Origin of the sequence: Arthrobacter sp. CAN_A212 (genome assembly GCF_015752345.1) — a bacterium.
Classification (GTDB): Bacteria; Actinomycetota; Actinomycetes; order Actinomycetales; family Micrococcaceae; genus Arthrobacter_D.
This window is the reverse complement of the sequence record NZ_JADOUT010000003.1, coordinates 78,268-101,934: the sequence shown is the minus strand read 5'-3', so window position 1 is coordinate 101,934 and position 23,667 is coordinate 78,268. Positions and strand designations below refer to the sequence as shown.

The 23,667-nt window shown below is 66.0% G+C and carries 19 protein-coding genes; 9 read left to right on the top strand and 10 right to left on the bottom strand.

The genetic code is table 11. The features are described from left to right. Nucleotides 1-2 precede the first annotated feature (2 nt). On the bottom strand, nucleotides 3-1,811 hold the full coding sequence (locus tag IWX64_RS04755; RefSeq protein WP_196866081.1) for an amino acid transporter: 1,809 nt from the start codon (nucleotides 1,809-1,811) through the stop codon (nucleotides 3-5). 352 nt (nucleotides 1,812-2,163) lie between these two features. Here IWX64_RS04755 and speB point away from each other — a divergent pair, with 352 nt between their 5' ends. After that, entirely contained in the window at nucleotides 2,164-3,171 is a 1,008-nt protein-coding gene (gene speB, locus IWX64_RS04750; protein WP_196866009.1) for an agmatinase, read from the top strand. Then, entirely contained in the window at nucleotides 3,172-4,842 is a 1,671-nt protein-coding gene (locus IWX64_RS04745) for a thiamine pyrophosphate-binding protein (protein WP_196866008.1), read from the top strand. Nucleotides 4,843-4,888: 46 nt separating this feature from the next. On the opposite strand, the gene IWX64_RS04740 is transcribed toward IWX64_RS04745, so the two are convergent. From IWX64_RS04740 to IWX64_RS04725, 4 genes are all read right to left on the bottom strand, one after another. Further along, entirely contained in the window at nucleotides 4,889-6,016 is a 1,128-nt protein-coding gene (locus IWX64_RS04740) for an FAD-dependent oxidoreductase (RefSeq protein WP_196866007.1), read from the bottom strand. Then, on the bottom strand, nucleotides 6,009-6,704 hold the full coding sequence (locus IWX64_RS04735) for a class I SAM-dependent methyltransferase (RefSeq protein ID WP_196866006.1): 696 nt from the start codon (nucleotides 6,702-6,704) through the stop codon (nucleotides 6,009-6,011). The genes IWX64_RS04740 and IWX64_RS04735 overlap by 8 nt, the downstream gene beginning before the upstream one ends. Further along, nucleotides 6,705-7,835, bottom strand: coding sequence for a type III polyketide synthase (locus tag IWX64_RS04730; RefSeq protein ID WP_196866005.1), 1,131 nt, complete (start codon nucleotides 7,833-7,835; stop codon nucleotides 6,705-6,707). It abuts the gene before it with no gap. 62 nt (nucleotides 7,836-7,897) lie between these two features. Continuing rightward, nucleotides 7,898-8,368, bottom strand: coding sequence for an SRPBCC domain-containing protein (locus IWX64_RS04725; RefSeq protein ID WP_196866004.1), 471 nt, complete (start codon nucleotides 8,366-8,368; stop codon nucleotides 7,898-7,900). 72 nt (nucleotides 8,369-8,440) lie between these two features. Here IWX64_RS04725 and IWX64_RS04720 point away from each other — a divergent pair, with 72 nt between their 5' ends. From IWX64_RS04720 to IWX64_RS04700, 5 genes are all read left to right on the top strand, one after another. Continuing rightward, nucleotides 8,441-9,472: a hypothetical protein gene (locus IWX64_RS04720; protein WP_196866003.1), complete on the top strand. Its 1,032-nt coding sequence runs from the start codon at nucleotides 8,441-8,443 to the stop codon at nucleotides 9,470-9,472. A 130-nt stretch (nucleotides 9,473-9,602) separates the two neighbouring features. Further along, nucleotides 9,603-10,277, top strand: coding sequence for a hypothetical protein (locus tag IWX64_RS04715; RefSeq protein WP_196866002.1), 675 nt, complete (start codon nucleotides 9,603-9,605; stop codon nucleotides 10,275-10,277). Nucleotides 10,278-10,412: 135 nt separating this feature from the next. Next, on the top strand, nucleotides 10,413-10,718 hold the full coding sequence (locus tag IWX64_RS04710) for a DUF6325 family protein (protein ID WP_312884063.1): 306 nt from the start codon (nucleotides 10,413-10,415) through the stop codon (nucleotides 10,716-10,718). Nucleotides 10,719-10,865: 147 nt separating this feature from the next. After that, nucleotides 10,866-11,192 (top strand): SHOCT domain-containing protein, encoded by a 327-nt coding sequence (locus IWX64_RS04705; protein ID WP_196866001.1) that lies wholly within the window; start codon nucleotides 10,866-10,868, stop codon nucleotides 11,190-11,192. Between the two features lie 53 nt (nucleotides 11,193-11,245). Further along, nucleotides 11,246-13,630 carry a Tex family protein gene (locus IWX64_RS04700; RefSeq protein ID WP_196866000.1) on the top strand — a complete coding sequence of 795 codons (2,385 nt, stop codon included), beginning with the start codon at nucleotides 11,246-11,248 and terminating at the stop codon, nucleotides 13,628-13,630. Between the two features lie 104 nt (nucleotides 13,631-13,734). Here IWX64_RS04700 and IWX64_RS04695 read toward each other — a convergent pair whose 3' ends face one another. Continuing rightward, the gene (locus tag IWX64_RS04695; protein ID WP_196865999.1) at nucleotides 13,735-14,496 is read right to left on the bottom strand and encodes a transglycosylase family protein; all 762 of its coding nucleotides are present in this window, start codon (nucleotides 14,494-14,496) and stop codon (nucleotides 13,735-13,737) included. Between the two features lie 309 nt (nucleotides 14,497-14,805). Between IWX64_RS04695 and IWX64_RS04690 the strand changes: the two genes are divergently transcribed. After that, nucleotides 14,806-15,237: an acyl-CoA thioesterase gene (locus IWX64_RS04690; RefSeq protein ID WP_196865998.1), complete on the top strand. Its 432-nt coding sequence runs from the start codon at nucleotides 14,806-14,808 to the stop codon at nucleotides 15,235-15,237. 72 nt (nucleotides 15,238-15,309) lie between these two features. Here the strand turns inward: IWX64_RS04690 and fdhA are convergent, their stop codons facing one another. Beyond that, nucleotides 15,310-16,527: a formaldehyde dehydrogenase, glutathione-independent gene (fdhA, locus tag IWX64_RS04685; protein ID WP_196865997.1), complete on the bottom strand. Its 1,218-nt coding sequence runs from the start codon at nucleotides 16,525-16,527 to the stop codon at nucleotides 15,310-15,312. Nucleotides 16,528-16,717: 190 nt separating this feature from the next. Beyond that, nucleotides 16,718-17,188 carry a DUF4383 domain-containing protein gene (locus IWX64_RS04680; RefSeq protein ID WP_196865996.1) on the bottom strand — a complete coding sequence of 157 codons (471 nt, stop codon included), beginning with the start codon at nucleotides 17,186-17,188 and terminating at the stop codon, nucleotides 16,718-16,720. Between the two features lie 249 nt (nucleotides 17,189-17,437). On the opposite strand from IWX64_RS04680, the gene IWX64_RS04675 reads away from it, so the two are divergent. Continuing rightward, nucleotides 17,438-17,683, top strand: a complete 246-nt coding sequence (locus IWX64_RS04675) for a YegP family protein (protein ID WP_196865995.1) — start codon at nucleotides 17,438-17,440, stop codon at nucleotides 17,681-17,683. A 45-nt stretch (nucleotides 17,684-17,728) separates the two neighbouring features. On the opposite strand, the gene uvrA is transcribed toward IWX64_RS04675, so the two are convergent. Both uvrA and IWX64_RS04665 read right to left on the bottom strand, forming a co-directional pair. Continuing rightward, nucleotides 17,729-20,260, bottom strand: a complete 2,532-nt coding sequence (uvrA, locus tag IWX64_RS04670) for an excinuclease ABC subunit UvrA (RefSeq protein WP_196865994.1) — start codon at nucleotides 20,258-20,260, stop codon at nucleotides 17,729-17,731. Nucleotides 20,261-20,270: 10 nt separating this feature from the next. After that, nucleotides 20,271-23,552, bottom strand: a complete 3,282-nt coding sequence (locus tag IWX64_RS04665; RefSeq protein ID WP_245345746.1) for a DEAD/DEAH box helicase — start codon at nucleotides 23,550-23,552, stop codon at nucleotides 20,271-20,273. Between the last annotated feature and the right edge of the window lie 115 nt (nucleotides 23,553-23,667).

Below are 23,667 nucleotides of genomic sequence, written 5' to 3'. Positions count from 1 at the left end.
CCCTAACCGACGTGCACCCAGGGCCTGCGGCTCACATCGGGTTCCGCCTCGCGCAGCACCTCACGGGTCACCGGCGCAATCTCCCCCTCACCGGTGATGAGGAACTTGAACAGGTTGGTGAGCGGGTGCCCCTCGGTCCACCGGAAGTACACGTGCGGCATCAGGCCGGTGATGTCCCGGATATGCAGCATCACCGCAGCAATGGTGGTGGGCACATTCGACCCGTGCACTTCGAGGATCCGGTACCCGTGCCGGGTGGTTCCGCGCACCTGGAGAGCGGTGGCGAACTCGGAGGAGTCGTCGACAGTCACCTCGATGAAGAGCGGGTTGCCAGCCGGGGTCAGGTGGCTGACCGTGCACGCATGTTCCAGCTTCCTGCGGTAGGCCCCGGCGGTGAGCCGTTGCGGCTCGTGTGCGATGAGGAGGATCTCGCCGTCGTCGGTGGACGCCACGAACCTCAGCGCCTCGTCATCGAGCCTGATCCCGGTGCTGCGCAGCTCGAATGCGCGGCGGAAGCGGGATGCAAAGGACACCACCATGATTCCGAGGATGAACAGTCCGGCGATCCGGACGCCGTCGGGACGTTCCACCATGTTGATGAGGGTGGTCAGCGACAGGACCGCGGTCACGGCGCCGAAGCCCACCGTTGCCAGGCGCTGCCTCCGGCGTCGCGCGGACAGGGTGACGGCGACGGATGCGGAGGTGATCAGCACCAGGACGCCGGTGGCGTAGGCGCCGCCCTGCGCCTCGACGTCGGCCCGGAATGCGATGGTGACCAGGAAAGCGACGGCGGTGAACACGATCACCAGTGGGCGGACGGCCCGGGACCAGTCGGGTGCCATTCCGTAGCGGGGTAGGTAGCGGGGGACCAGGTTCAGCAGGCCGGTCATGGCCGACGCCCCAGCGAACCAGAGGATGGCGATGGTGCTGATGTCATAGGCGGTGCCGAAGCCGTCACCCAGGTATTTATGCGCCAGGTAGGCGAGGGCGCGGCCGTTGGCCTCGCCGCCCTCCTGGAATTCGGCAGCGGGAATCAGGATGGTGGTCGCGAGGCTCGAGGTGATGAGGAAGCCACTCATGATCAGGGCTGCGGAGGTGAGGAGCTTCTTGGCCCCGGCGATGCGGCCCGCGAGGTCTGCGTGCTCATCGCCCGGGTGCCCTTTGATGAGGGGCATGACGACGACGCCGGTTTCGAAGCCCGAGAGGCCCAACGCCAGTCGGGGGAAGATCAGCAGTGCCACGACCACCATCAGCATCGGGTTGCCGTGCTGGGTGTTCAGGGCCGTCCACCAGTCCTGGACCAGGGGAGGATCAAGCACTACCTGGCCCAGGGCCACGGTGATGACCACCAGGTTCAAGGTCAGGAAAACGGTAACCAGTGCGACGGCGATCCCCACGGCCTCCCGGAATCCCCGCAGGAACACCACCGAAAGCAGTCCCAGGAAGACCAGGGTGATGATCACTTCCTGCCCGTGCATCCAGCCGGGTGCAAACGGGTTCTCAATCAGGTGGGCGCTGGCATCGGCTGCCGACAGCGTCATGGTGATCAGGAAGCTGGTGGCGGCGAACCCGAGGAGGACCAGCACAAACAGCTTTCCACTCCAGCGGGGGAGGAGCCGCTCCAGCATGGCGATTGAGCCCTCGCCGTGGGGGCTCTCCTCGGCGACCCGCTTGTAGACGGGAAGGGCGCCGAGCAAGGTGACCAGGACCAGGACGATCGTCGCGATGGGGGAGAGCACGCCGGCGGCGACGGCGGCGATGGCCGGCTGGTAGCCGAGCGTGGAGAAGTAGTCGACGCCGGTCAGGCACATCACCTTCCACCAGGAATGGGTCGCGGTGTGGTGGGCCCGTTGTGGCTTGCGCTGGTTCTCGTCGTCCAGCAGCCAGTGGCCTAACCGGCGGGCTCGGCGGGATTCCCTGATGCTCTGGATGGCACTGGTCAATGTTGTGGTCACTGCTTGACTGTAGGCCTGGGGCAGGGGTGGAAGGGCCGGTTTTTATGGATCCTTTATGGGGCAATTTCCTGCCTGTTTCCCGGGGGTAATGTTGACCGAGACGGACATCACAATTAGCCTTATGAAAAACAGTTGATGCTTATATGGCAACTTCTGACCCATTCGAAAGACTTGTGCGGGCAGCCCCTGCCCCAACCCGGAGGTACCCATGGACCAGCCGCGCGTCACGGCCAATGGAAATATTGGCCCCATCGACTCTTCACGGATTCCCCGGTACGCCGGCGCCGCGACCTATGCCCGGCTGCCACGGCTCGATGAGGTGGAACGCGCCGACATCGCCGTCGTCGGTGTCCCCTTCGACTCGGGTGTCTCCTACCGGCCCGGGGCGCGGTTCGGGTCCAACCACATCCGCGAGTCCTCGCGCCTGCTCCGGCCGTACAACCCGGCCCTGGACATCTCCCCGTTTGAGCGGGTGCAGGTTGCCGACGCCGGCGACATGGCGGTCAACCCGTTCAACATCAACGAGGCGATCGAAACCATCCAGCAGAATGCGCTGGACCTGACCCGCGATGGCGCCAAACTGGTGACTCTCGGTGGCGACCACACCATTGCGTTGCCGCTGCTGCGTGCCGCCTCCGAACGGGCAGGCCAGCCCGTGGCGATGCTGCACTTCGACGCGCACCTCGACACCTGGGATACCTATTTCGGCGCCGAGTACACGCACGGCACCCCGTTCCGCCGTGCCGTTGAAGAGGGCATCCTCGACACCGAAGCCATCTCCCACGTGGGTACCCGCGGACCGCTGTACGGGGTGAAGGACCTTGAGGACGATCGACGGTTCGGCTTCGGCATTGTCACCTCCTCCGACGTGTTCCGTCAGGGTGTGGACGAGGTGGTCGCCAAGCTGCGTGACCGGATCGGGAACCGTCCGCTCTATATCTCAGTGGATATCGATGTGCTGGATCCCGCTCACGCCCCCGGCACGGGAACCCCCGAGGCTGGCGGCATCACCAGCCGCGAACTACTGGAAATTCTCCGCGGGATGCGCGGGATGAACCTGGTCGGCGCCGACGTCGTCGAGGTGGCCCCGGCCTACGACCACGCGGAAATCACCGGCGTTGCCGCCTCCCACGTCGCCTATGACCTGGTCAGCCTGATGGCCGACCAGGCAACCTCCACCCGCGCCACCCCGAACAGCACAACAGAGGAACGCTAAATGGTCACCACCGACAGTGTCGCAGCAGCACCCCCGCAGCCCCTCACCGGAGAACGCAACGGCGGGGACCTCGTCGTCGAAACCCTCAGCGCGCTGGGCGCCACCACGGTGTTCGGCATCCCCGGCCAGCATGCCCTGGGCCTGTTTGACGCGCTCTCGCGCTCGGACCTGCGCTTCGTATCCTCCCGGGTGGAAAACAACTCGGCGTTCGCCGCCGACGGATTTTCCCGCGCTACCGGACAGGTCGGAGTGCTGTTCCTGTCCACCGGGCCAGGCGCCCTGACGGCGCTCGCGGGCCTGCAGGAGGCCTACGCCACCGGCGTGCCGATGGTGGTCATCGCCAGCCAGATCCCGCTGGAGGGCCTCGGCGCCCGGCGCAAGGGCATGCTTCACCAGCTCGATGACCAGAAGGCCTCGGCCGCCAACGTCACCAAGAGCCAGCGGCTGATCCAGCACGCGTCGGGTATCCCGTCAGCCATTCAGGACGCCTGGACCGAGGCCGTCTCCTCCCCGCAGGGCCCGGTCTGGATCGAGGTGCCGCAGAATGTCCTGCTGGACCCGGTGATGGTGCCGCAGGTCGAGGACGCGCTCGCCGAGCCGTTCGACAACCCGCCCCGGGTGGAACTGGTCCGTGAGGCAGTGAAGTGGCTGACCGAGTCCAAGATGCCCGCCATTGTCGCCGGCGGCGGCACACGTCGCGGCAAAGCCGAGCACTGGTTGCTCTCCATCGCTGAGAAGCTCGGCGCCCCCGTCCTGTGCTCGCCCGGCGGGAACGGTGCATTCCCCTGGGAACACGAGCTGTCCCTGCAGGCGTGGGTGGAAGACCGTTACGTCACCGAGGTCCTCGAGGACGCCGACGTCGTCCTCGTGGTCGGTTCCTCCCTCGGCGAGGTGACCAGCAACTACTTCACCCTCGAACCCCGCGGGCGCATCATCCAGATCGATGCCGAACCCCGGGTCCTGGAATCCAACCGACCGGCTCTGGGCATCCGCGCCGACGCCGGCCAGGCGCTCTCCGCGCTGGACGAGGCGCTGCCAACGCTCGAGCGTGACCGCACCGACGGGTACGACGCCGTCGCGCTGGTTGCCGAGACCCTCGCCAAGGTGCAGGGCCGGCTGGACTCCCAGGACCTCGCGATGGAGCGCACGTTCATGGCGGACATCCGCGCCGCTGCACCCGCCGGGCTCCAGACCTACTGGGACATGACGATCGCGGCCTACTGGGCCTGGAGCTGCTGGGATGCCAAGGACGGCCAGTTCCACTCGGCGCAGGGTGCCGGCGGGCTGGGCTACGGATTCCCCGGGGCCATTGGTGGCGCCGTCGGGCTGGGGGAACGCGTCCTCGCGGTGTCCGGTGACGGCTCGTCGATGTACTCGATCGCCGAGTTGGCCACCGCCAAGCAGCACAACCTGCCGGTCACCTGGCTGATTGTCGACGACGGCGGGTATGGGATCCTCCGTGAATACATGGAGGGTGCGTTCGGGAAGGCCACCGCCACCGAGCTGACCCGCCCCGACTTCGTCAAACTCGCCGAGGCGTTCGGCGTGCCGGCGGTCAAGGTGGCGCCGGGCGATGTGCGGCAGGCGCTGGAGGACAGCTTCGCCGCCGAGGGGCCGAACGTCGTCGTCGTCGAAACCCTGCTGCGGCTCTTCGCCCCGACCCACCTCTAGCCCGTCGGGATAGGGAGGGCAGCTGCCGCGATACCGCGCGGTCCGGTTACTGCATGGTGAAGGTGCGGGCAATCGTGTCGTGGACCGCGGGCACCCGGTTGCACCGGCCGAAGAGCGCGTTCCGAAGGGTCAGGACCGGCGCCGGGAGTGGGCGTCCCAACGCCATGTTCAGGTGCGCCTGCCGGGCAGCGGTCATGGCTGCCCCACGACGGCCCGCATCGAAGGCGGCCAGCGCCTGACCCACGTCGGCTCCGTCGATCAGGGAGGCGGTGATGATCGGCACCAGGGCGGTAACGTCGAGCCAGCCAAGGTTCATGCCCTGCCCGCCGATGGGGCTGACCTGGTGCGCAGCATCGCCGATCAGCACGGTCCGGCCCACCACGAAGCGCCGGGCCAGCCGCCGGTGTACGCCGAAAGCGCTCAGCATCGAAGTGCTGCCGACGTCCACTGAAACTCCGGTCCGGTCAAGAATCAGCTGCCCCAGCATCCCGGCGGTGGGGCAGCCGATGAGCGACGGCGTCCGCACCACCCAGCGCCGCACCCCGTCCGGGAGCGGGAAGGACTCGACGATGCCGCCCGGTTCCAGGTACAGCACCGCTGACGACCGGTCCTCCGAGGTGTCCGCGAAGTCGCCCATCAGGTAGGTGTCCGGGTAGTGCTGCATCGACGAGGTCACACCGGCGCTGGCACGGACGGTGCTTTTGCCGCCGTCGGCCCCGATTACCAGCTGCGCCTGCAGCACCTCCCCGGAGGCTGTGGTCACCAGCATTGACGGGCCGGTATCAAACACGCCGGTCACTTCGACACCGCGGCGGAAGGACCCGGGAGCGACCTCGGCGAGCCGGTCCTCAAGCACCTGCTCCGTCTGGACCTGCGGGACGGCGAGGACAAACGGGTAGTCGCCGGGCAGCCCGGTGAAGGACAGGCGGGTCACCTCCCGGCCTGCGCTCCGTGCCACCCCCTCGCGGATCTTGACGCCGCGAAGCATCAGCTCGTCGGCCACTCCCGCCTCCGCCAGCGCCTGCAGTGCGGGAGGGTGAATGCCGATGGCCCGCGAATGGTTGCTCCGCGTGGTCCGCTGCTCCAGGACCAGCACGTCGAGCCCGGCCTGGCGGAGCAGGATCGCCGCGTAAAGGCCCACCGGACCTCCTCCGACCAGGATCACGTCATGCATCGGACGCCCGGTGGACCAGCAGGTTGTGCGAGGGGAATCTTCCCGTGACCGTCCACTGGGGCGGGGCAACTTTCTTCAGTTCAGCGGACGTGTAGCTGCGGCGGATCGAGGTCAGTCCGTCCTGCCGGATCAGTGACCGGCGCAGCGGCAGGGTGCCCACGGAGAAGAGCAGGTAGCCCAGCCGGCTGCGCTCAATGTCGTTGTGCACGGCGACGCGCCGGGTCAGCTGCTCCGAGTCGGCCAGCAGCCCGGTCAACTGCTCAGGGGTCAGATGGTGCAGCAGGTGGTTGGAGGTGACGACGTCGAACCGCTCACCCTCCGCGACCAGCTCGGCGCTGAAGGCCCGCCGGAAGCGAAGCCCCGGGAGTGGGGGCTGCCTGACGGCGAAAGCGTGGGCCCGTTCATCGGGGTCAATGGCCAGGATGGACAGCTGCAATCCATCCCGTGCCGCCCACCGGGCGAACGCCCGCGGCATGTCCCCGCCGCCGGATCCGATGTCGAGCAGCGTCGAGGGGCGCGACGTCGACAGGTGCGGTCGGATCTGCTGCGCCCAGGTGCGTCGCCAGCCGGCGACGGTGGCATTGATCAGCCCAAACTGGGCGTAGGTCCGATCCAGCAGCAGCGGGTCGCAGTCCGGTTTGTCCATCTCCTCCACCGCATGCAGGTCGCGGTGAGCGAGGAACTGCACTCAGGGACCCACCTTGGTGAGCAAGGCGGTCTCCACGGTGAGGCCGGGGCCAAACGCCATGGAGCAGATCCGCTCGTCCTGGCCGTCGAAGGGTTGCTCAAGGATGTGCTTCAACACGAACATCACGGTCGCGCTGGACATGTTTCCGTAGTCGCGCAGCGTTTCCCGTGCCGGCACCAGCTGGTCCTCCTTGAGGTCCAGCTTGGCCTCGACCTTGTCCAGGATGCTGCGCCCACCCGGGTGGATGGCCCAGTGCTCAATGTCCTTGTACTGCAGGTTGGCGAGGGTTTCGTCGCGGGCGAGGAGGGGTTCCAGTGCACCCACGATGTGCTCGTCGATGATGTGCGGTACGTAGGTTCCGAGCACCATCTCGAACCCCTCGTCACCGATGTTCCAGGCCATTGATTCTTCGCCCACCGGGGTCAGGACCGTCTCGAAAAAGTCGAGGCTCAGCGCGGGTGCCGTGGGCGTGTACTCGCGGGCGCTGATCACCGCAGCGGCGGCGCCGTCGGCAAACAGGGAGGATCCCACAATGGTGTCCGGGTTGTTCGAGGAGCGGACATGCAGAGAGCAAAGTTCGGCGGCCACCACCAGGACGACGGCGTCCGGCTCGGCCTCGCAGAAGGATTTCGCGGCGCGCAGGGCCGGGAACGCCGCGTAGCAGCCCATGAAACCCAGGTGGTAGCGCTGCGCGGCGGGGCTCAACCCGAGGGCGCGGACCACCTTGTAATCCGGCCCGGGATTGAAGAACCCGGTGCAGGACACGGTGATGACATGGGTGATGTCGGCCGCTTCGATCCCGTCGGCGGCGGCAAGGGCCTTGCTGGCCGCCTCGATGAACAGCTTGGTGCCCTCTTCCGCGTACACCTCGTTGCGGACCTTCGTGCTGGGGGAGAGGATACGCCGGTCAGCAGCGTCGAAGAACACGGGGTCCTCGGAGGAGGCTTCCAGCGTCATTTCCTTCACCGCCGTGTACCGGCGTTCAATGCCTGACGAATCGAACGCCGCACCCACCAGGCGGGTGCCGAGCCGGCTCAGCCCGGGTTGGGCGGCGAAGACGTCCCTCACATCAGACTGCACCATGACGGTCTCTGGAACGGCGGTTTCAAGGGACCTCATGATTACTGTCATAGTTCATTCTTAGGGGTGGGCGCCCGTTAAGACAATGTGGCCCGGGTTTTCGCCCTTAGCTCTTAGCTGTTGCCGGGGGCGGGGTACTGCGCGTTGTCGTTCTCCAGCAGCGACTGCAGGTTCGTCAGCACTGGCGCCCATTCAGCGCCTACCGCGTCGACCTCCGATGGTGACGCCAGCCGGTCATGGGTGAGGCGCAATCGCATGCCGCCGCCGCTGATCTGGTCCAGGTCCACGCTCACCCGGGTGGCGGCGTCCTCCTGCGGGTCGGTGAGCCCATCCTCGCCCTCGGGGACCTCACGGAACGTGTAGGACAGGCGGCGGGGCTCGTCGGCTTCCAGGACCACGCCGTGGTGGGTGATGGTCTCCGAACTCCCGTCGTAGAAGCGGATGGGGGACCCGGGGACCCAGGTGGATTCCAGACGCCGTCCGGACCAGTAGCGCCGGGTCACATCGCCTTCGGTCAGTGCTTCCCACAGCCGGAGGGGGGAGGTGGCAATTTCGGTTTCATGCACGAACTCAGGCTCTGTCATGGCTAAATCGTAGCCCAGCACCTGTACCGTTAAACCCGCGTTGATCCACCGATACTCTCGCCGAGGAATGACATGCGACACACCAGCCAGCCACGCCCCTCCGTCCGCCGCATTTCGGTGCCCTTGGCGGCCGCTTTTTGCCTCCTGCTCACCGGGTGTGTCACCAGCGAACCGGCAGCAGATGGGGCCAGCGGCCAGGCAGCCGCCAGTACGACGACGTCGCCCTCACCCGCTGCTGGTGCAGCCCCCAGCGCCAGCCCGAGCGCGTCCCCCAGCCCGAGTGTGTCCCCCACTCCGACGGCGGAACCCCTCGAGCTTCCCCGAGGCGGCACCGACCTGTTCCCCGACTACCGGCTGGTCGGGTTCAGTGGCCACCCGACCGCCGAGGGGATGGGCAGGCTCGGCATCGGCGACATCGACGAGCGCGTGGATGAGATGGAGCTACTCGGCGAGCAGTACGCCGACGGACGCAAGGTGATGCCGGTGCTGGAACTGATCACCGTCGTCGTGCAGGCCTCCCCGGGAGCCGATGGCCTGTACCGGGCGGCCGCCAACGATGACTTCATCAGCTCCTACCTGGAAGCGGCGCGCCGGCATGACGCGCTGTTGCTGCTCAACGTTCAGCCCGGCCGGTCCACCATGACCGCCGAGGTGGAGCTGCTGGAGAAATGGCTGCTGGAACCCGACGTCGGGCTGGCGCTGGACCCCGAGTGGGACATCACTGGCGATCAGCTCCCCGGGGTGTCCTACGGCCAAACCTCCGGCGAGGAGATCGACCAGATCGCGAACTACCTCGACGAACTGGTCGCCGAGCATCAGTTGCCCCAGAAGGCGCTGGTCTTCCACCAGGTGGCGCCCTCGGTGGTGACCAACGAGGCAGCGGTAGGCGAGTACGACGGCGTCGAGGTGATCAAGAGCGTCGACGGGATCGGTGCCCCCGGGTCGAAGATCGAAACGTACAACCAGCTGATGCTGGAGCTACCCCCAACCGTGAACCCGGGTTTCAAGCTCTTCTTCGAGGAAGACACCGTGCTGGGCCCGCTGATGCTGCCGCCGGAGGTACTGGGACTGGACCCGAAACCGGACTACGTGCTGTACGAATAGGTTCGTCATGGGTGGGACGAGCCCGCAGTTGTGAGGACCACCAAGCCATCGGGGCGGCAGGAACGAATGACTGCTAAGCGCGGACCGGAGTTCGGTCGCGGCCGGCGACACCTTGAGAGCATGAGGAACCATGATCAGCAGAACCGCAACGATGCTAGGCGTTTCAGTGATCACCGCAGCCCTGATCTCCGGGTGCGGCGGGGTGGAGGAGAATCCCCTCAACGTCAACAGTGCTCCGCAGCCAGTCCAGAGTGCTGACGTCGCCGGGGAGCCTGATACCGGAGTGCTCGCCGGGGCGTTGGGCGAGGATCCGCTGCAGCTCGGCGCGAATGGCTCCAAGTTGTGCTCCGTTCAACCTGCCCTGGGCTACCAGAAGTACACGGTGCTGATCCATAACGAGACCCTCGAATCATTCACTGTCGACGACGTCAGCCTGGGATCGCCTTCCGGCGTCACCCTGAACGCGGCCGAGGTCACCCCCGCCAACCGTGGCGGCCATGGCACCCACGGGATGGACGACGGAACCGTGATGGGCGGCGACGAACACACCGGAGCCCACGGCGCCGGCGAAATGGCCGACATGGAGGACATGCCGGAGAACGTGTTCTTCACCGAGCCGGTGCCGGCCATCGGCTACGAAATCTCCACCCTCGAGTACCTCAACGTGGTGGTCTCGGTCTCCCTGGACGACGGGGTGGACCGCGGCACCTCCGGGTTTATCGAGATCGGCTACTCCACCGCCGAAGGCTCCTTCAGCGGCCAGCACCCCCTCGCCATCACCATGGACCGTGACTCCTGCGCCTAGGATGCCCGCAGCCGTCCGCTGTTGATTAACTTTTGCCGCGCAGCTGCTCACCCTCCACGGGTGATGCGACTCGCGTCGTCTGGGTGAAGACTCTCGGCATAGGCATCCACACGTCCGTTGCCATAGGGGACCCACGTGAGCACAGCACCGGCCGAAGTACTTGGCCCAGTCGACTACGTCCTTCTCGAGTTCCCGCACGGCCGGTTCACCGGCGAGGCAAGCGATGCACTCCGGAACATCGTGGACAGCGGGGTGATCCGCCTTTATGACCTGACGGTCATCAGCAAAGACCCGGACGGTGCAGTCACCGTGCTGGACCTCACCCAGGCAACGCCCGACGCCGGCGGTTTTGACCTTTTCGCGGGCGCCCGGTCCAACCTGCTGACGACGACGACGACGACCTGCGCCAGGCTGCCAACGCACTCGAACCCAATACCGTAGCCGTACTGATCGTCTACGAGAACACCTGGGCCATCCCTTTCGTCGCGCTGCCCGTCGCAGCGGCGGTGAGCTCATCGCCAGCGCCCGGATCCCGGCGGCCGACCTCGTGGCCGCACTGGATTCCACCATTACCTGAGGAGCACCACCATGGGATTACTCCGCGGAATCGCCAGAACCGCTGCCATCTCGGGAACCGCCACGGCCGTCAGCGGCCGGGTCCAGCGACGCCAGGCCGAACGGTTCGCCGAGCGTGAAGCAGCGATCATCTCGGAACGCCAGCGGGCCTACGATCAGCAGGCTGCCGCACCGCCGCAACCCCCGGCACCGCCGCAACCCCCGGCAGCGACGCAGCCACCGGCAGCTGCAGATCCGATCCAGCAACTCAAGGACCTCGCGGCACTTAAAGTCCAGGGCATCCTGACCGAGGAGGAGTTCGCCGCCCAGAAAGCACGGGTCCTGGGGACTACGTCCTAGCCGTCCGCCTGGGAGCCAGGCCGGTTGGGACCTCCCGCCCGCGGTAGGCGAGAATGGCCTACGTGCTATCTCTGACTTCCGACGCTGCCATCTTTGACCAACTCGCCGCCGAACTCGGTGTCCAACCGTGGCAGGTGAAAGCCGCGGTGGACCTGCTCGACGGCGGCTCGACGGTGCCGTTCGTCGCCCGGTACCGCAAGGAGGCCACCGGCTCCCTTGACGACGCCCAGCTCAGGACCCTCGAGGAACGGCTTGGATACCTGCGCGAGCTGCGTGACCGCCGTCGGGCAGTGACCGAGGCGATCGAGGCGCAGGGGAAGCTCACCGATGACCTGCGGGCGGCCATCGCCGCAGCGGACACCAAGTCGCGGCTGGAGGACATCTACCTGCCGTTCAAAACAAAACGACGCACCAAGGCGCAGATCGCCCGCGAGGCCGGACTGGAACCGCTGGCCGATGCGCTGGTCACTGACCCGTCCCTTGACCCGACCACCGAGGCGGCCCGGTATGTGAGCGACGCTGTCCCTGATGCGGAGGAGGCGCTCGCAGGGGCCCGGTCAATCCTCATCGAACGCGCCGGCCAGGACGCTGACCTCCTGACCTCGGCGCGCGAGAAACTGTGGAAGCACGGCCAGCTGCGCTCAAAGGTGCGCGCGGGCAAGGAGGCGGATGGACAGAAATTCGCCGACTACTTCCAGTTCACCCAGGCGCCCGCCACCATGCCCTCCCACCGTGTCCTGGCGCTGTTCCGCGGAGAGAAGGAGGGTGTGCTGGAACTGGCCATCACCGAAGCTGACCCCGCGGACACCAGCGAATTCCGCAAGATCCGTGCCACGTATGAGAATTTCGTGGCAGCGGTCCTGGGAATTGCAGCCTCCGGACGGGCCGCCGACCCGTGGCTGACCCAGACCGTGGGCCAGGCCTGGCGGCGCGTCCTGGCCAAGCTCTCCCTCGACCTCCGGGTCCGGCTCTTCGCCGCAGCCGAGACCGAGGCGGTGCGGGTCTTCGCCGCCAACCTTCGGGACGTGCTCCTCGCTGCACCGGCGGGAGGCAGGACCACCGTCGGGCTGGATCCTGGGCTGCGCACCGGAGTCAAGGTGGCAGTGGTCGACGGCACGGGCCAGGTGGTCGCCACGGAGACCGTCTACCCGCACGCGCCCGCCAGGAAGTGGGACGCCGCCCTGGCAGCCCTGACCAATCTGATCACCGGGCATGACATTGAACTGATCGCGATCGGGAACGGAACCGCGTCGCGGGAGACCGACAAGCTGGCCACCGAACTGATCAAGCGGCTTCCGGAGCGCAAGCTGCAGAAGCTGGTGGTTTCGGAGGCTGGAGCCTCGGTCTATTCGGCGTCCGCGCTTGCCTCAGCCGAACTCCCGGATCTGGATGTGTCGCTCCGCGGGGCCGTCTCCATCGCCCGGCGGTTGCAGGACCCGCTGGCCGAACTGGTGAAGATCGACCCCAAATCGATCGGGGTGGGCCAGTACCAGCACGACGTCACGGCGGCCAACCTGGAACGGTCGCTGAACGCGGTGATCGAGGACTGCGTGAACGCCGTTGGCGTTGATGTGAACACGGCGTCACCGTCGCTCCTCAGCCGGGTGGCCGGCGTCGGCCCGCTGCTGAGCGAGAACATCGTGGCACACCGGAACGCGAACGGGCGCTTCACCCGCCGGGCCGATCTGTTGAAGGTGCCACGGCTGGGGGCGAAGGCGTTCGAGCAGTGCGCGGGCTTCCTGCGGGTCTCCGGCGGATCCGAGCCGCTGGACGCATCAAGCGTCCACCCGGAGGCCTACGGGGTGGCCCGCCGCATCCTGAGCGCGGGTGGCGCGTCGCTGCGTGACGTAGACCTGCAGGCGTTCGTGGATGACAGCTTCGGGTTGCCGACCCTGAAGGACATTGTGGCGGAACTGGAAAAGCCTGGCAGGGATCCGCGGCCCGAGTTTGTCACGGCGTCCTTCTCGGAGGGTATCGAGAAGATCTCCGACCTCCGACCAGGGATGATTCTGGACGGTGTGGTGACCAACGTGGCCGCGTTCGGGGCGTTCGTGGACGTGGGAGTGCATCAGGACGGTCTGGTCCACATCTCGGCCATGTCGAACCGTTTCATCAGCGATCCGCACGAGGTGGTGAAGTCCGGCCAGGTGGTCAAGGTGAAAGTGCTCGAGGCAGACCCTGAGCGCAAACGGATCGCCCTGACCCTGCGGCTCGACGACGACCCGGCATCAGCCGCCGCCGGTGGTGGGCAACGGCAGCCCCGGCAGGAACAGCCCCGTAAGGAGCAGCCCCGGTCCGGTCAGCGCAGCCAGCCCCGCAAGGATCAGCCCCGGTCCGGTGGAAAACCTGCAGCGGGGAAGACCCCGGCGGCACGGAATCCTGCACCGCCCGCGAACTCCGCCATGGCCGAGGCCTTGCGACGGGCAGGTCTGGCCTAACCCCTTAGAGCACAATAACGACGACGGCGGCCGCCCGGGATATCCCGAACGGCCGCCGTCGTCGTTATTGAGTCCGGCTGGTGAGAGCCGGTTACAGCATGGGGCTACTTGGCCGGGAGCTGCAGGACGTCACCGGTGAAGATGAGGTCAGCGTGGATCACTGTGCTGGAGTTGGCTTCGTACAGGGCCTGCCAGCCACCGACGACGCCGAGCTTCTCGGCGATGGTGCTGAGGGTGTCGCCGGACTGGATCGTGTAGGTGTCACCGCTGAGTGCGGGAGCTGCTACTGGAGCCTGAGCCACTGGGGCCTGGGCTACGGGTGCCTGCACAACGGGAGCCTGAGCCACTGGGGCCTGGGCTACGGGTGCCTGCGCTACTGGGGCCTGGGCTACGGGTGCCTGCGCTACTGGGGCCTGGACGACAGGTGCCTGAACAACCTGAGGCTGAATCTGCTGTGCCTGCGCCTGAACCGGTGCCTGGACAACAGGTGCCTGCTGCATTGGCTGGGCTGATGGGTTGGCGCCACCGCTCAGGCCAAGCTTGGCCGAGCATGCTGGCCATGCGCCCCAGCCCTGACCCTGCAGTACGTTTTCTGCTACAGCGATCTGCTGCTCCCGGCTGGCGTCCTGGGGAGCACCCTTACCGCCGAAGCCGGCCCAGGTGGATGGAGTGAACTGCAGGCCGCCGGAGAAGCCGTTTCCGGTGTTGATGCCCCAGTTGCCGCCACTCTCGCACTGAGCGAGGGCGTCCCAGGTGCTGGCGGGGGCTGCGTTGGCAACTCCTGCCGATGCTCCGAGGCCGAGGCCTGCGAGGGCGATGACTGCGACGCCGCGGCGCGCGGTAGTGCTGAATTTCTGGTTCTTCATGGGTCAGATGCTCCGAAAGGCCACCAACGCTAGTTCCGTCCCCGGACATTTTTGCGCCGTTGCTCGCCTCGACTGTTTTTGTGGTCAGGTCTTTGGTGTCTGCCGGACGAGCAACGTCGGGTGGAGTGGCAGCACCGGGCATTTCCGCAGAGGTCTCGTAAGACCTGATAGCGGAGGGTTTCCCTGAGCGGGTTATCGTCTACGGTAGAACAGAATTCAATCGTTGCCAAATCGAGACGTGTCGGAGCTTGACGAACGAGGGGGAACCGGGTGGTTTTGGTTGGCCAGATACTGACCTGCAGGGTGCCGATGCGGTGGTCCGATATGGACGCCTATGGGCACATAAACAATGTACAGGTTTTACGCCTGCTGGAGGAAGCGAGGATCCACGCTTTTGGGCCTCCTGGGGGCACCGGAGCCGAGGGGGAGTCACCGCCCGTTGCCGTGTTTTCCTCAGTGGAACCGGGCACCCAGGCCCTTGTCGTCGAGCATCGCGTGCGGTTTGTGGACACGCTCGATTACCGGAATGTTCCGGTACGCATCGATGTGTGGGTCAGCGCAGTGAAGCCGGCCAGTTTCACTCTCGCCTACCGGATCCACGACCCAGCGACGGGCGCTGTCTGCGTGAAGGCCGAAACAATCCTCGCTTTCGTGGACACGAACCTGGGGAGCCTGCTCCGGCTGACCGCCGAGCAGAAGCGCGCGCTGGCCCCCTACCAAGGCAGCCCACTGTTCGCTTGAGGGTGCTCCGGCCGGGCGGCAGGGCAAAACCGCGGGCACCACAGGGGTGCCCGCGGTCCGCATCCGTGTCAGCTACGCAGCAACGTACCCGTGGGGGTCGAGCACGTACTTCGTGGCTGCCCCGGCGTCGAACTCCTCGTAACCGCGAGGAGCGTCAGTCAGGCTGATCGCCTTGGCGTTGACGGCCTTGGCAATCTGCACCTTGTCGTGCAGGATCGCCATCATCAGGCCCCGGTTGTACTTCATCACCGGACACTGACCGGTGGTGAAGGACAACGACTTGGCCCAGCCGGTTCCCAGGCTGAGTGACAGGGAACCAACCTTCGCGGCGTCGTCGACCGCTCCCGGGTCGCCCGTCACATACAGCCCCGGGATGCCCAGCGCACCGCCGGCGGCGGTGAGGCCCATCAATGAGTTCAGCACCGTTGCCGGTGCCTCCTTGGCGGAGCCGTCACCGTGACCGCGAGCCTCGAAGCCCACGGCATCCACACCGCAATCCACTTCAGGGATGCCGAGAATCTGCTCGACCTGGTCCTTGGGATCGCCCTTTGACACGTCGACCGTCTCGCAGCCGAAGCTGCGGGCCTGGGCCAGCCGTTCCTCATTCAGATCGCCCACGATGACGACGGCGGCGCCAAGCAGCTGAGCCGATACGGCGGCTGCCAGGCCGACAGGTCCCGCACCTGCAACGTAGACGGTGGATCCGACACCCACACCTGAAGTGACTGCACCGTGGAAACCCGTGGGGAAGATGTCCGAAAGCATGGTCAGGTCAAGGATTTTCTCCAGGGCCTGGTCCCGGTCCGGGAACTTCAACAGGTTCCAGTCGGCATAGGGCACCAGCACGTATTCGGCCTGCCCGCCGACCCAGCCGCCCATGTCCACGTACCCGTAGGCGCTTCCGGGACGGTCGGGGTTCACGTTCAGGCAGATACCGGTCTTGCGTTCCTTGCAGTTCCGGCAGCGCCCACAGGCGATGTTGAAGGGCACGGAGCAAATGTCGCCCTTTTTGATGAATTCGACGTCGCGGCCCACCTCGACCACCTCACCGGTGATCTCATGGCCGAGCACTAGATCGGAGGGGGCAGTGGTACGGCCCCGAACCATGTGTTGGTCGGAGCCGCAGATATTCGTCGTAACAGTCTTGAGGATGACACCGTGATGCACCTTACGGCCCACATTGGCCGGGTTCACCCCTGGTCCATCCTGCAGCTCGAAGGTGGGGTAGTCGATATCGATGACCTCCACTTTCCCGGGTCCTTTGTAAGCAACGGCTTTGTTTCCAGGCATGAGCTTCCCTTCCGTTTCCGAACAGCCCTGTCGTCGGTGACGGGGCACAGGGTGAACGTACCGCGATTCGGGTTGCACCAAGGTTGCATTCACGTTGCATTGGTTTTGGGTGGAAGCCCACACAAAGTTGCCTTGCGGCGGAGAGAACCGGCGCAAGGCAGCATTGATGATCTGGGCCCTAGGCCGCTGGTTAGGTGTGGGTTGATCGGCCACCTCCACGGGTCCGCGCCAGGTGAGTGAGGGCGATGCCCCCGGCGATCAGCGCCAGGATCAGATGCAGCCAGTTGCCTGCCGCGTTGAAGGACAGAAAGTTGGCCGTCGACCCCAGGTCGATGACCATGCCGTAGATCCACATGATCAGGAATAGTGCGCCGCTTCCCAGCAGAAAGTTGCGGGCGCCGCTACTGTCCCTACTCATGATGATTCCGGCCGCTCCAACCAGCAGATAGACGATGTTGAGCAGGATCGACACCTGGAAGACGCCGAAGAGTAATGCCTCTGACCCGCTGGCGAGGGCCAGCGAACCGTACTGTGTTGTCAGTCCCGGCACGAAGGCCAGGACGCCCAAAAGCAGAAAGACCACGCCCAATCCCATCGAGCCGCTACGAACGAGCTCGTGGGTCACGTGAAAGTCACGTGCATGATGTGATGCGGTAGTCATCTCCCCTCCCTTGAAACAAGAAAATAACCCCAAATACTGCGGAACTATTCGCCGAGCTTCTACAGGGCCGTTGGCATGGGATCGCTGCCCATGCCAGCACTACTATTTTACCGCCGGTAGAGAACCAGACAAAGGACGAAAGACCCTGAAATGGCGGCGAAAATAACACCCCGCACCATATCCACCGGCGCTAAGGATGCTTACTATGAAAGGTACCCGTAACGACATTCCTTACAAGGAGGTAAGAAAGTGTCAGGCTACTTCAAAATAGTGGATGCGCACGACGGTGGATACCGGATCAAACTCATGGCCGGCGACGGAGTGCTCGTCGCCGTCTCCACGTATTATCCGACCAAGTCGCAGGCCATCGCTGGCATCGAACAGATCCGCGAAATCGCTGGAACCGGTCCCGTGGTGGACCAGACCCGAGGGAACCACATCGGCGCGACTGCCAGCGCCGCAGGCAGGAAGAGTTACAGCGCCCCGCGCCGCTAGCCCGCCAGACCTGGCCCGCCTCTCCGCAGCCTTCACCCCGAGACCTTACCCGGCGGTCGCCAACCGCCGGGCGAGGTACGGTGCGGTCCGGCTTTCCGGAGTACTTGCAACCGACGACGGCGTCCCCGCTGCAACAATCCGGCCACCCTCGTCCCCGCCGGACGGCCCCAGGTCGATCACCCAGTCAGCCGCGGCGATGACTGCCATGTCGTGTTCCACGACGACCACTGTGTTGCCGGCGTCGACCAGGTTGTTCAGCTGAGCCAACAGCAGCTGCACATCGGAGGGGTGCAGCCCGGTGGTGGGCTCGTCGAGCACATACAGGGTGTGCCCGCGGCGCGCACGCTGCAGTTCGGTGGCGAGCTTGATGCGCTGTGCCTCGCCGCCGGAGAGCTCGGTGGCTGGCTGGCCGAGCCGCAGGTAGCCGAGCCCCACCTGCCGGAGGGTGGTCAGGCTGCGCGCCGCAGCGGGGACATCGGCGAGGAACTCGGCGGCGGCGTCCACGGTGAGCCTGAGGACCTCGGCGATGGTCCGGCCCCGGTAGGTGATCTCCAGTGTCTCGGGGTTGTAGCGTGACCCGTCGCAGGTGGGGCAGGGCCCGTAACTGCCGGGCAGGAATAGTAGCTCCACCGAGACGAACCCTTCGCCCAGGCACGTCTCACAGCGGCCGCCGGTCACATTGAACGAGAACCGTCCGGCCCCGTAGCCGCGAGCCTTGGCCTCATCGGTCCCGGCGTAAAGCTTCCGGACGGCGTCGAACAGGCCCGTGTAGGTGGCCAGGTTGGACCGGGGGGTCCTGCCGATTGGGCGCTGGTCCACCCGGACGAGCCGGTCGATCAGGTCGAGGCCCTCCACGTGGCCCACCGTCATGTGGTCACCCGGTGCGCAGTCGCGGTCGCTGCCGTCGTCGGCGTCCTCCGCCGGAACACCGGCGTGCAGGTAATCATTGACGACGTCGGCAAGCACCTGGGAGACGAGCGTGGACTTGCCGGAGCCGGAGACACCGGTGACGGCGGTCAGCACATTCAGCGGGATGGTGGCGTCGAGGCCCCGCAGGTTGTGGCGGCTGATGTTGTTCATGCTCAGCCAGCGGTCCGGCTTTCGCAACGCGGCGTCGGCGGCCGGGGGAGCCTGCTCGGGGAAGAGGAACGGCCTGGTGACCGAGTCCTTGACGTCCGCGAGACCGGACACGGCGCCGCTGTAGAGGACCGAACCGCCGGCTTCGCCGGCCTTGGGTCCCACATCCACCACCCAGTCGGCGCTGCGGACCACGTCCATGTCATGTTCCACCACAAACACCGAGTTGCCGGAGGACTTCAGCTGCTGCAGCACTTCGAGCAGCGGTTCGGCGTCGGCGGGGTGCAGCCCGGCCGATGGCTCATCGAGCACGTAGATGACGCCGAAGAGGCCGGACCGCAGCTGGGTGGCAATGCGCAGCCGCTGCATCTCACCGGGCGAGAGGGTCGGCGTGGGCCGGCGAAGGCTCAGGTAGCCCAGGCCAAGATCCAGCAGGACACCGACGCGCTGGTGCAGGTCCTTGGTCAGGGTGACGGCCACCTCCGTGGTCTCGCCGGAGCTCAGGGCACGGGAGCTGGATCCTGCACCCTGCAGGGTGGCGGTGGGTTCGACGATGGCTGCCAGCTCGGCGAGGGGCACATCGGTCAGTTCGGCGATGGAGTAGCCGGCGAAGGTAACCGCCAGTGCTGCCTGCTGCAGCCCGCTGCCATCGCAGAGGGGGCACGGGCCGCTGTGCATAAACTGCAGGACGCGTTCGCGCATCGACTGGCTGGACGAGTCGGCGAGGGTGTGGAGCACGTAGCTCTTCGCGCTCCAGAATCGGCCCTTGTAGGGCTTGGCGACCCGGTCCCGCTGCGGGGTGACCTCCACCACCGGCTGTTCCTCGGTGAACAGGATCCAATCGCGGGACTCCCTGGGGAGCTGGTCCCACGGAGTGTCGATGTCGTGACCAAGTTCACGCACGATATCGCGGAGATTCTTGCCCTGCCAGGCTCCGGGCCAGGCAGCGATCGCTCCATCGCGGATGGTCAGCGACGTATCGGGGACCAGGGATTCCTCGCTGACCGTGTGGGCGATACCCAACCCGTGGCACTGTGGGCAGGCGCCGGCGGCAGTGTTGGGGGAGAACGAATCAGAGTCCAGGGACTCGGCACCCTCGGGGTAGGTGCCGGCGCGGGAGAACAGCATCCGGACGGAGTTGGAGAGGGTGGTGACGGTACCCACGGTTGACCGGGAACTGGGAGTGCCGCGGCGCTGCTGCAGCGCGACGGCGGGCGGCAGGCCGGTGATCTCGTCGACCCGGGGGTTGGAACCCTGCTGGATCAGACGCCGCGCGTAGGGGGCCACCGATTCGAAGTAGCGGCGCTGGGCTTCGGCGTAGATGGTGCCGAAGGCCAGGGAGGATTTGCCTGAGCCGGAGACGCCGGTGAAGGCCACGATGGCGTCCCGGGGGACGTCCACGCTCACGTTGCGGAGGTTGTTTTCCCGGGCACCCCTCACCTGGACAAAACCGGTCAGGGGGGAGGTTGCGGGCAGATCGGCTGATAGTTGTTGACTCACCCCTCCGACTCTAGCCCTCCAGCAGCCCCCTGATGTCGTCGGCGGTCAGTGCTGAGCTGAAGACGGCGTCGTCGTCCATCACCGAGCTGAAGAGCTTGGCCTTCTGTTCCTTGAGCTTCATCACCTTCTCCTCGATGGTTCCCGACGCCACCATCCGATAGACCATGACGTTGCGGGTCTGACCGATCCGGTGGGTACGATCCACGGCCTGCGCCTCGGTAGCCGGGTTCCACCAAGGGTCCAGCAGGAACACATAATCAGCCTCGGTGAGGTTCAGGCCGAACCCGCCGGCCTTGAGGCTGATCAGGAAGACGGGCGCCTCCCCGTCCTTGAACCTGTTGATGACGTCGCCGCGGCGCAGGGTGGACCCGTCAAGGTAGCTGTAGGCGATGCCCTGGGCGTCGAGCCTCTCTGCGGCTTTCTTCAGGAAGGAGGTGAACTGGCTGAAGACCAGCGCCCGGTGGCCCTCGGCCACCACATCCTCGAGCTGCTCGAACAGGACGTCGAGCTTGGCGGAGGGGACGCCGTCGTACGCCTGATCCACCAGCGACGCGTCGAGGCTGAGCATTCGCAGCAGGGTCAGCGACCTGAAGACGATCATCCGGTTGCGGTCCAGGTCCTCGATCAGGCCCAGCAATTTTTGCCGCTCGCGCTGCAGGTGGGTCTGGTAGATCTTCCAGTGCCGGGAATGCAGTTCCACCTCCAGTACCTGCTCCTGCTTCGGGGGCAGGTCCGAGGCGACCGCTTCCTTGGTGCGCCGCATCAGCAGCGGCCGGATCCTGCGGCGCAGGCGCGCAAGCCGCTCCGTGTTGGCTGACTTCTCGATCGGGTTCCGGTAGTCCTCGGTGAACCGGCGGGCCGAAGGGAACAGGCCGGGAGCGGTGATCGAGAACAGCGACCACAGCTCCATCAGGTTGTTCTCCATCGGGGTGCCGGTGATGGCGAGTTTGAAGGGCGCGGAGAACTCCTTGGCGCACAGGTGCACCTTCGCGGTCCGGTTCTTCACGAACTGGGCCTCGTCGAGGATCAGCCCCGCCCATTCCTGCGACTGGTACCCCTCGAAGTCCAGCCGGAACAGCGTGTAGGAGGTCACGACGACGTCGGCCCCCGCCGTCAGCGTGGCCAGGTCGACGCCGCTTTTCGCCTGGGTGTCTGCGACCCCGGTCACCGCGAGCCCGGGGGCAAAACGGTGCGCCTCGGATACCCAGTTGGGGACCACCGAGGTGGGTGCGACGACGAGGAAAGGCTTCGACTCACCCTGTTCCTTCGCATGGGTGAGCAGTGCCAGGGCCTGCAGGGTTTTGCCGAGCCCCATGTCATCTCCGAGGACACCGCCGAGCCCGTGCTGGTAGAGGAACGCGAGCCAGTTGAAGCCGTCCTGTTGATAGGGGCGAAGGGTTGCGAACAGGGTGGGCGGTACGGGGGTGGGGCTGATTTCCTGCAGGTCATTGAGCCCGGCGACTGCGGCCCGCCAGCCCTGGGCCTCCTCCGTCTCCTCGGCCAGGTCCTCGAACTCCGCCCAGAGTCCCGCCTGGTAGCGGCTGATCTTCAGGCCCGGCTCCCACTCGTTGAGCGCGCGGGCTTCTTCGATCAGCTCACGCAGCTGCTCGAAGACCGGCTGGTTCATTGAGAGGTAGCTGTTGTCCACCAGTTTGATCTTCTTCTTGCCCTGCGCCAGCGCCCGAAAAATATGGTCGAAGGGGATCTTGCGCCCCTGGACGGTCACCAGCACCCCGAGGTCAAACCAGTCGCGGTTGTCCGTCTCCACAGTGGTGATGGTCAGTTGGGCAGGTTCGGTGAGCTCTTCATAGCTGGGCTGCTCGCCGACGACGTCCACGCGGATTCCGTCGAGTTCCAGGAGCTTCGGCAGGGTGTCTTCGGTGAACTCGACGGCACCCATGTCCTCCAGGGTGAGAGCCTCCAGGGGGGTCGCTCCGAGGTGGACGCGCGCGGTGCGGAGCAGCGCCTCCTCCACCACAGGGTCCCGGTAATCCTGGGCGCCCGGCTCGGGGTGCAGGGCTTTGCGGGTGGTGTCCTCGCCGAGCCGGTACTCCCAGTCCCAGGCCAGTTCCAGGCGGTCTCCGGAGGTGTAGTGGGCCGTCAGGACCAACAGGGGCGGGGCAATGTCCGGGAAGGTTACCGAGTCGTCGCTGCTGATGACTTCGATGGCCTGGCGGAGCCGCGGGTAGAAACTGTCGAGGAACAGGGGCCTTTCCGCGGCGGGGATGACCACCGGGGCTGTCTGCAGCAGCAGCCCGATGTCATGGTCGGTGAGCCGTTTGGCGGAGGGGGCCAGGGTGATGATGGTGCTCTGGGTGGGGCTGCCCGGGTGGACCGTATAGATGCCGTGGGTACTGATTGGCTGCGCGGTTTCCGGCGCGTGCTGATGGCCGTCGATTTCCAGAATCGGGCAGAGACGCAGTTGGTCGTCGGTAGTGGTGGCATCGAGCTTCAGGGTGGCGCTGCCGGCCAGGACCACTGCGACCCCCTTCGTGGACGCAACAAACTCAACACCCAGGCGCTGCGCCTCCCTCAGTAACTGCCACAACAGGGGGTTGCTGAAGTCCTCCAGATAGAGCCAGGAGTCGTTGTTGCCGAAGTAACTGACACCCGTTCCCCGGTGCAGGGACGGGAACTGGGAAAACCACCGGTGTTGGTCCGGGTCAAGGAGCATCCCGTAGGTCTGATAGCTGATGCTGCCCCACGACAGGTTGTTCTTGACCCAGTTGCCCTTGCTGTTGCGGATCACCGGCCGCACGCCGAGCTGCGGCTTCGCCGTCCGGCGCTGCGTCTTCGGGGTGGACTGCCAACCGGTGTGGAGGCCCTGGACGGAGCGCAACTCAAACTGGAGCGCCAACGGTGTGCGGGCGGTGACCGGTCCTGTGACCTCATCGGTCGGCGGGTTGATGAGTCCAGAAAGCGAGCTCTGCCACCCCTGCGGGGCAGATTTTCGGACCGGCGCGGTGAGCTCTTGCCGGGAGAGCAGGTGCTCGGTGTTGCTCTGCAGGGCCGTGGCGGCGACGTGCTTGCAGTCGAGGCTGATGGGGCAACTGCAGAAGCTGTCCCTGAGGTGGTAACGCCCGTCGCCCTTCGCGCTGAGGAAAAGCCGGGTGCGGTAGGCACCGGGGGAGTTGCCCTGCACCCTGGCGTCCAGGGTGTTTGCCGACGGGTCCCAGGCCAGTTGGGTGACCGCACCCTGTTTCGCGTAGGTCTGGCCCCGCTGAAATGAGGCGCCGCCCACCATGCGGATGATGTCGGTGACATCGATCATGGGGGAGCTGGTCTGGGGCATGGATTAATGCTCTCACGCACCACCGACCGAATGGTCGGTGGTGCGGCGGGGCGGCTGAACGGGCCCGCAGGACCGACGTCAACCTGACCTTGAACCGAGGGTGAGCTGACGTTGA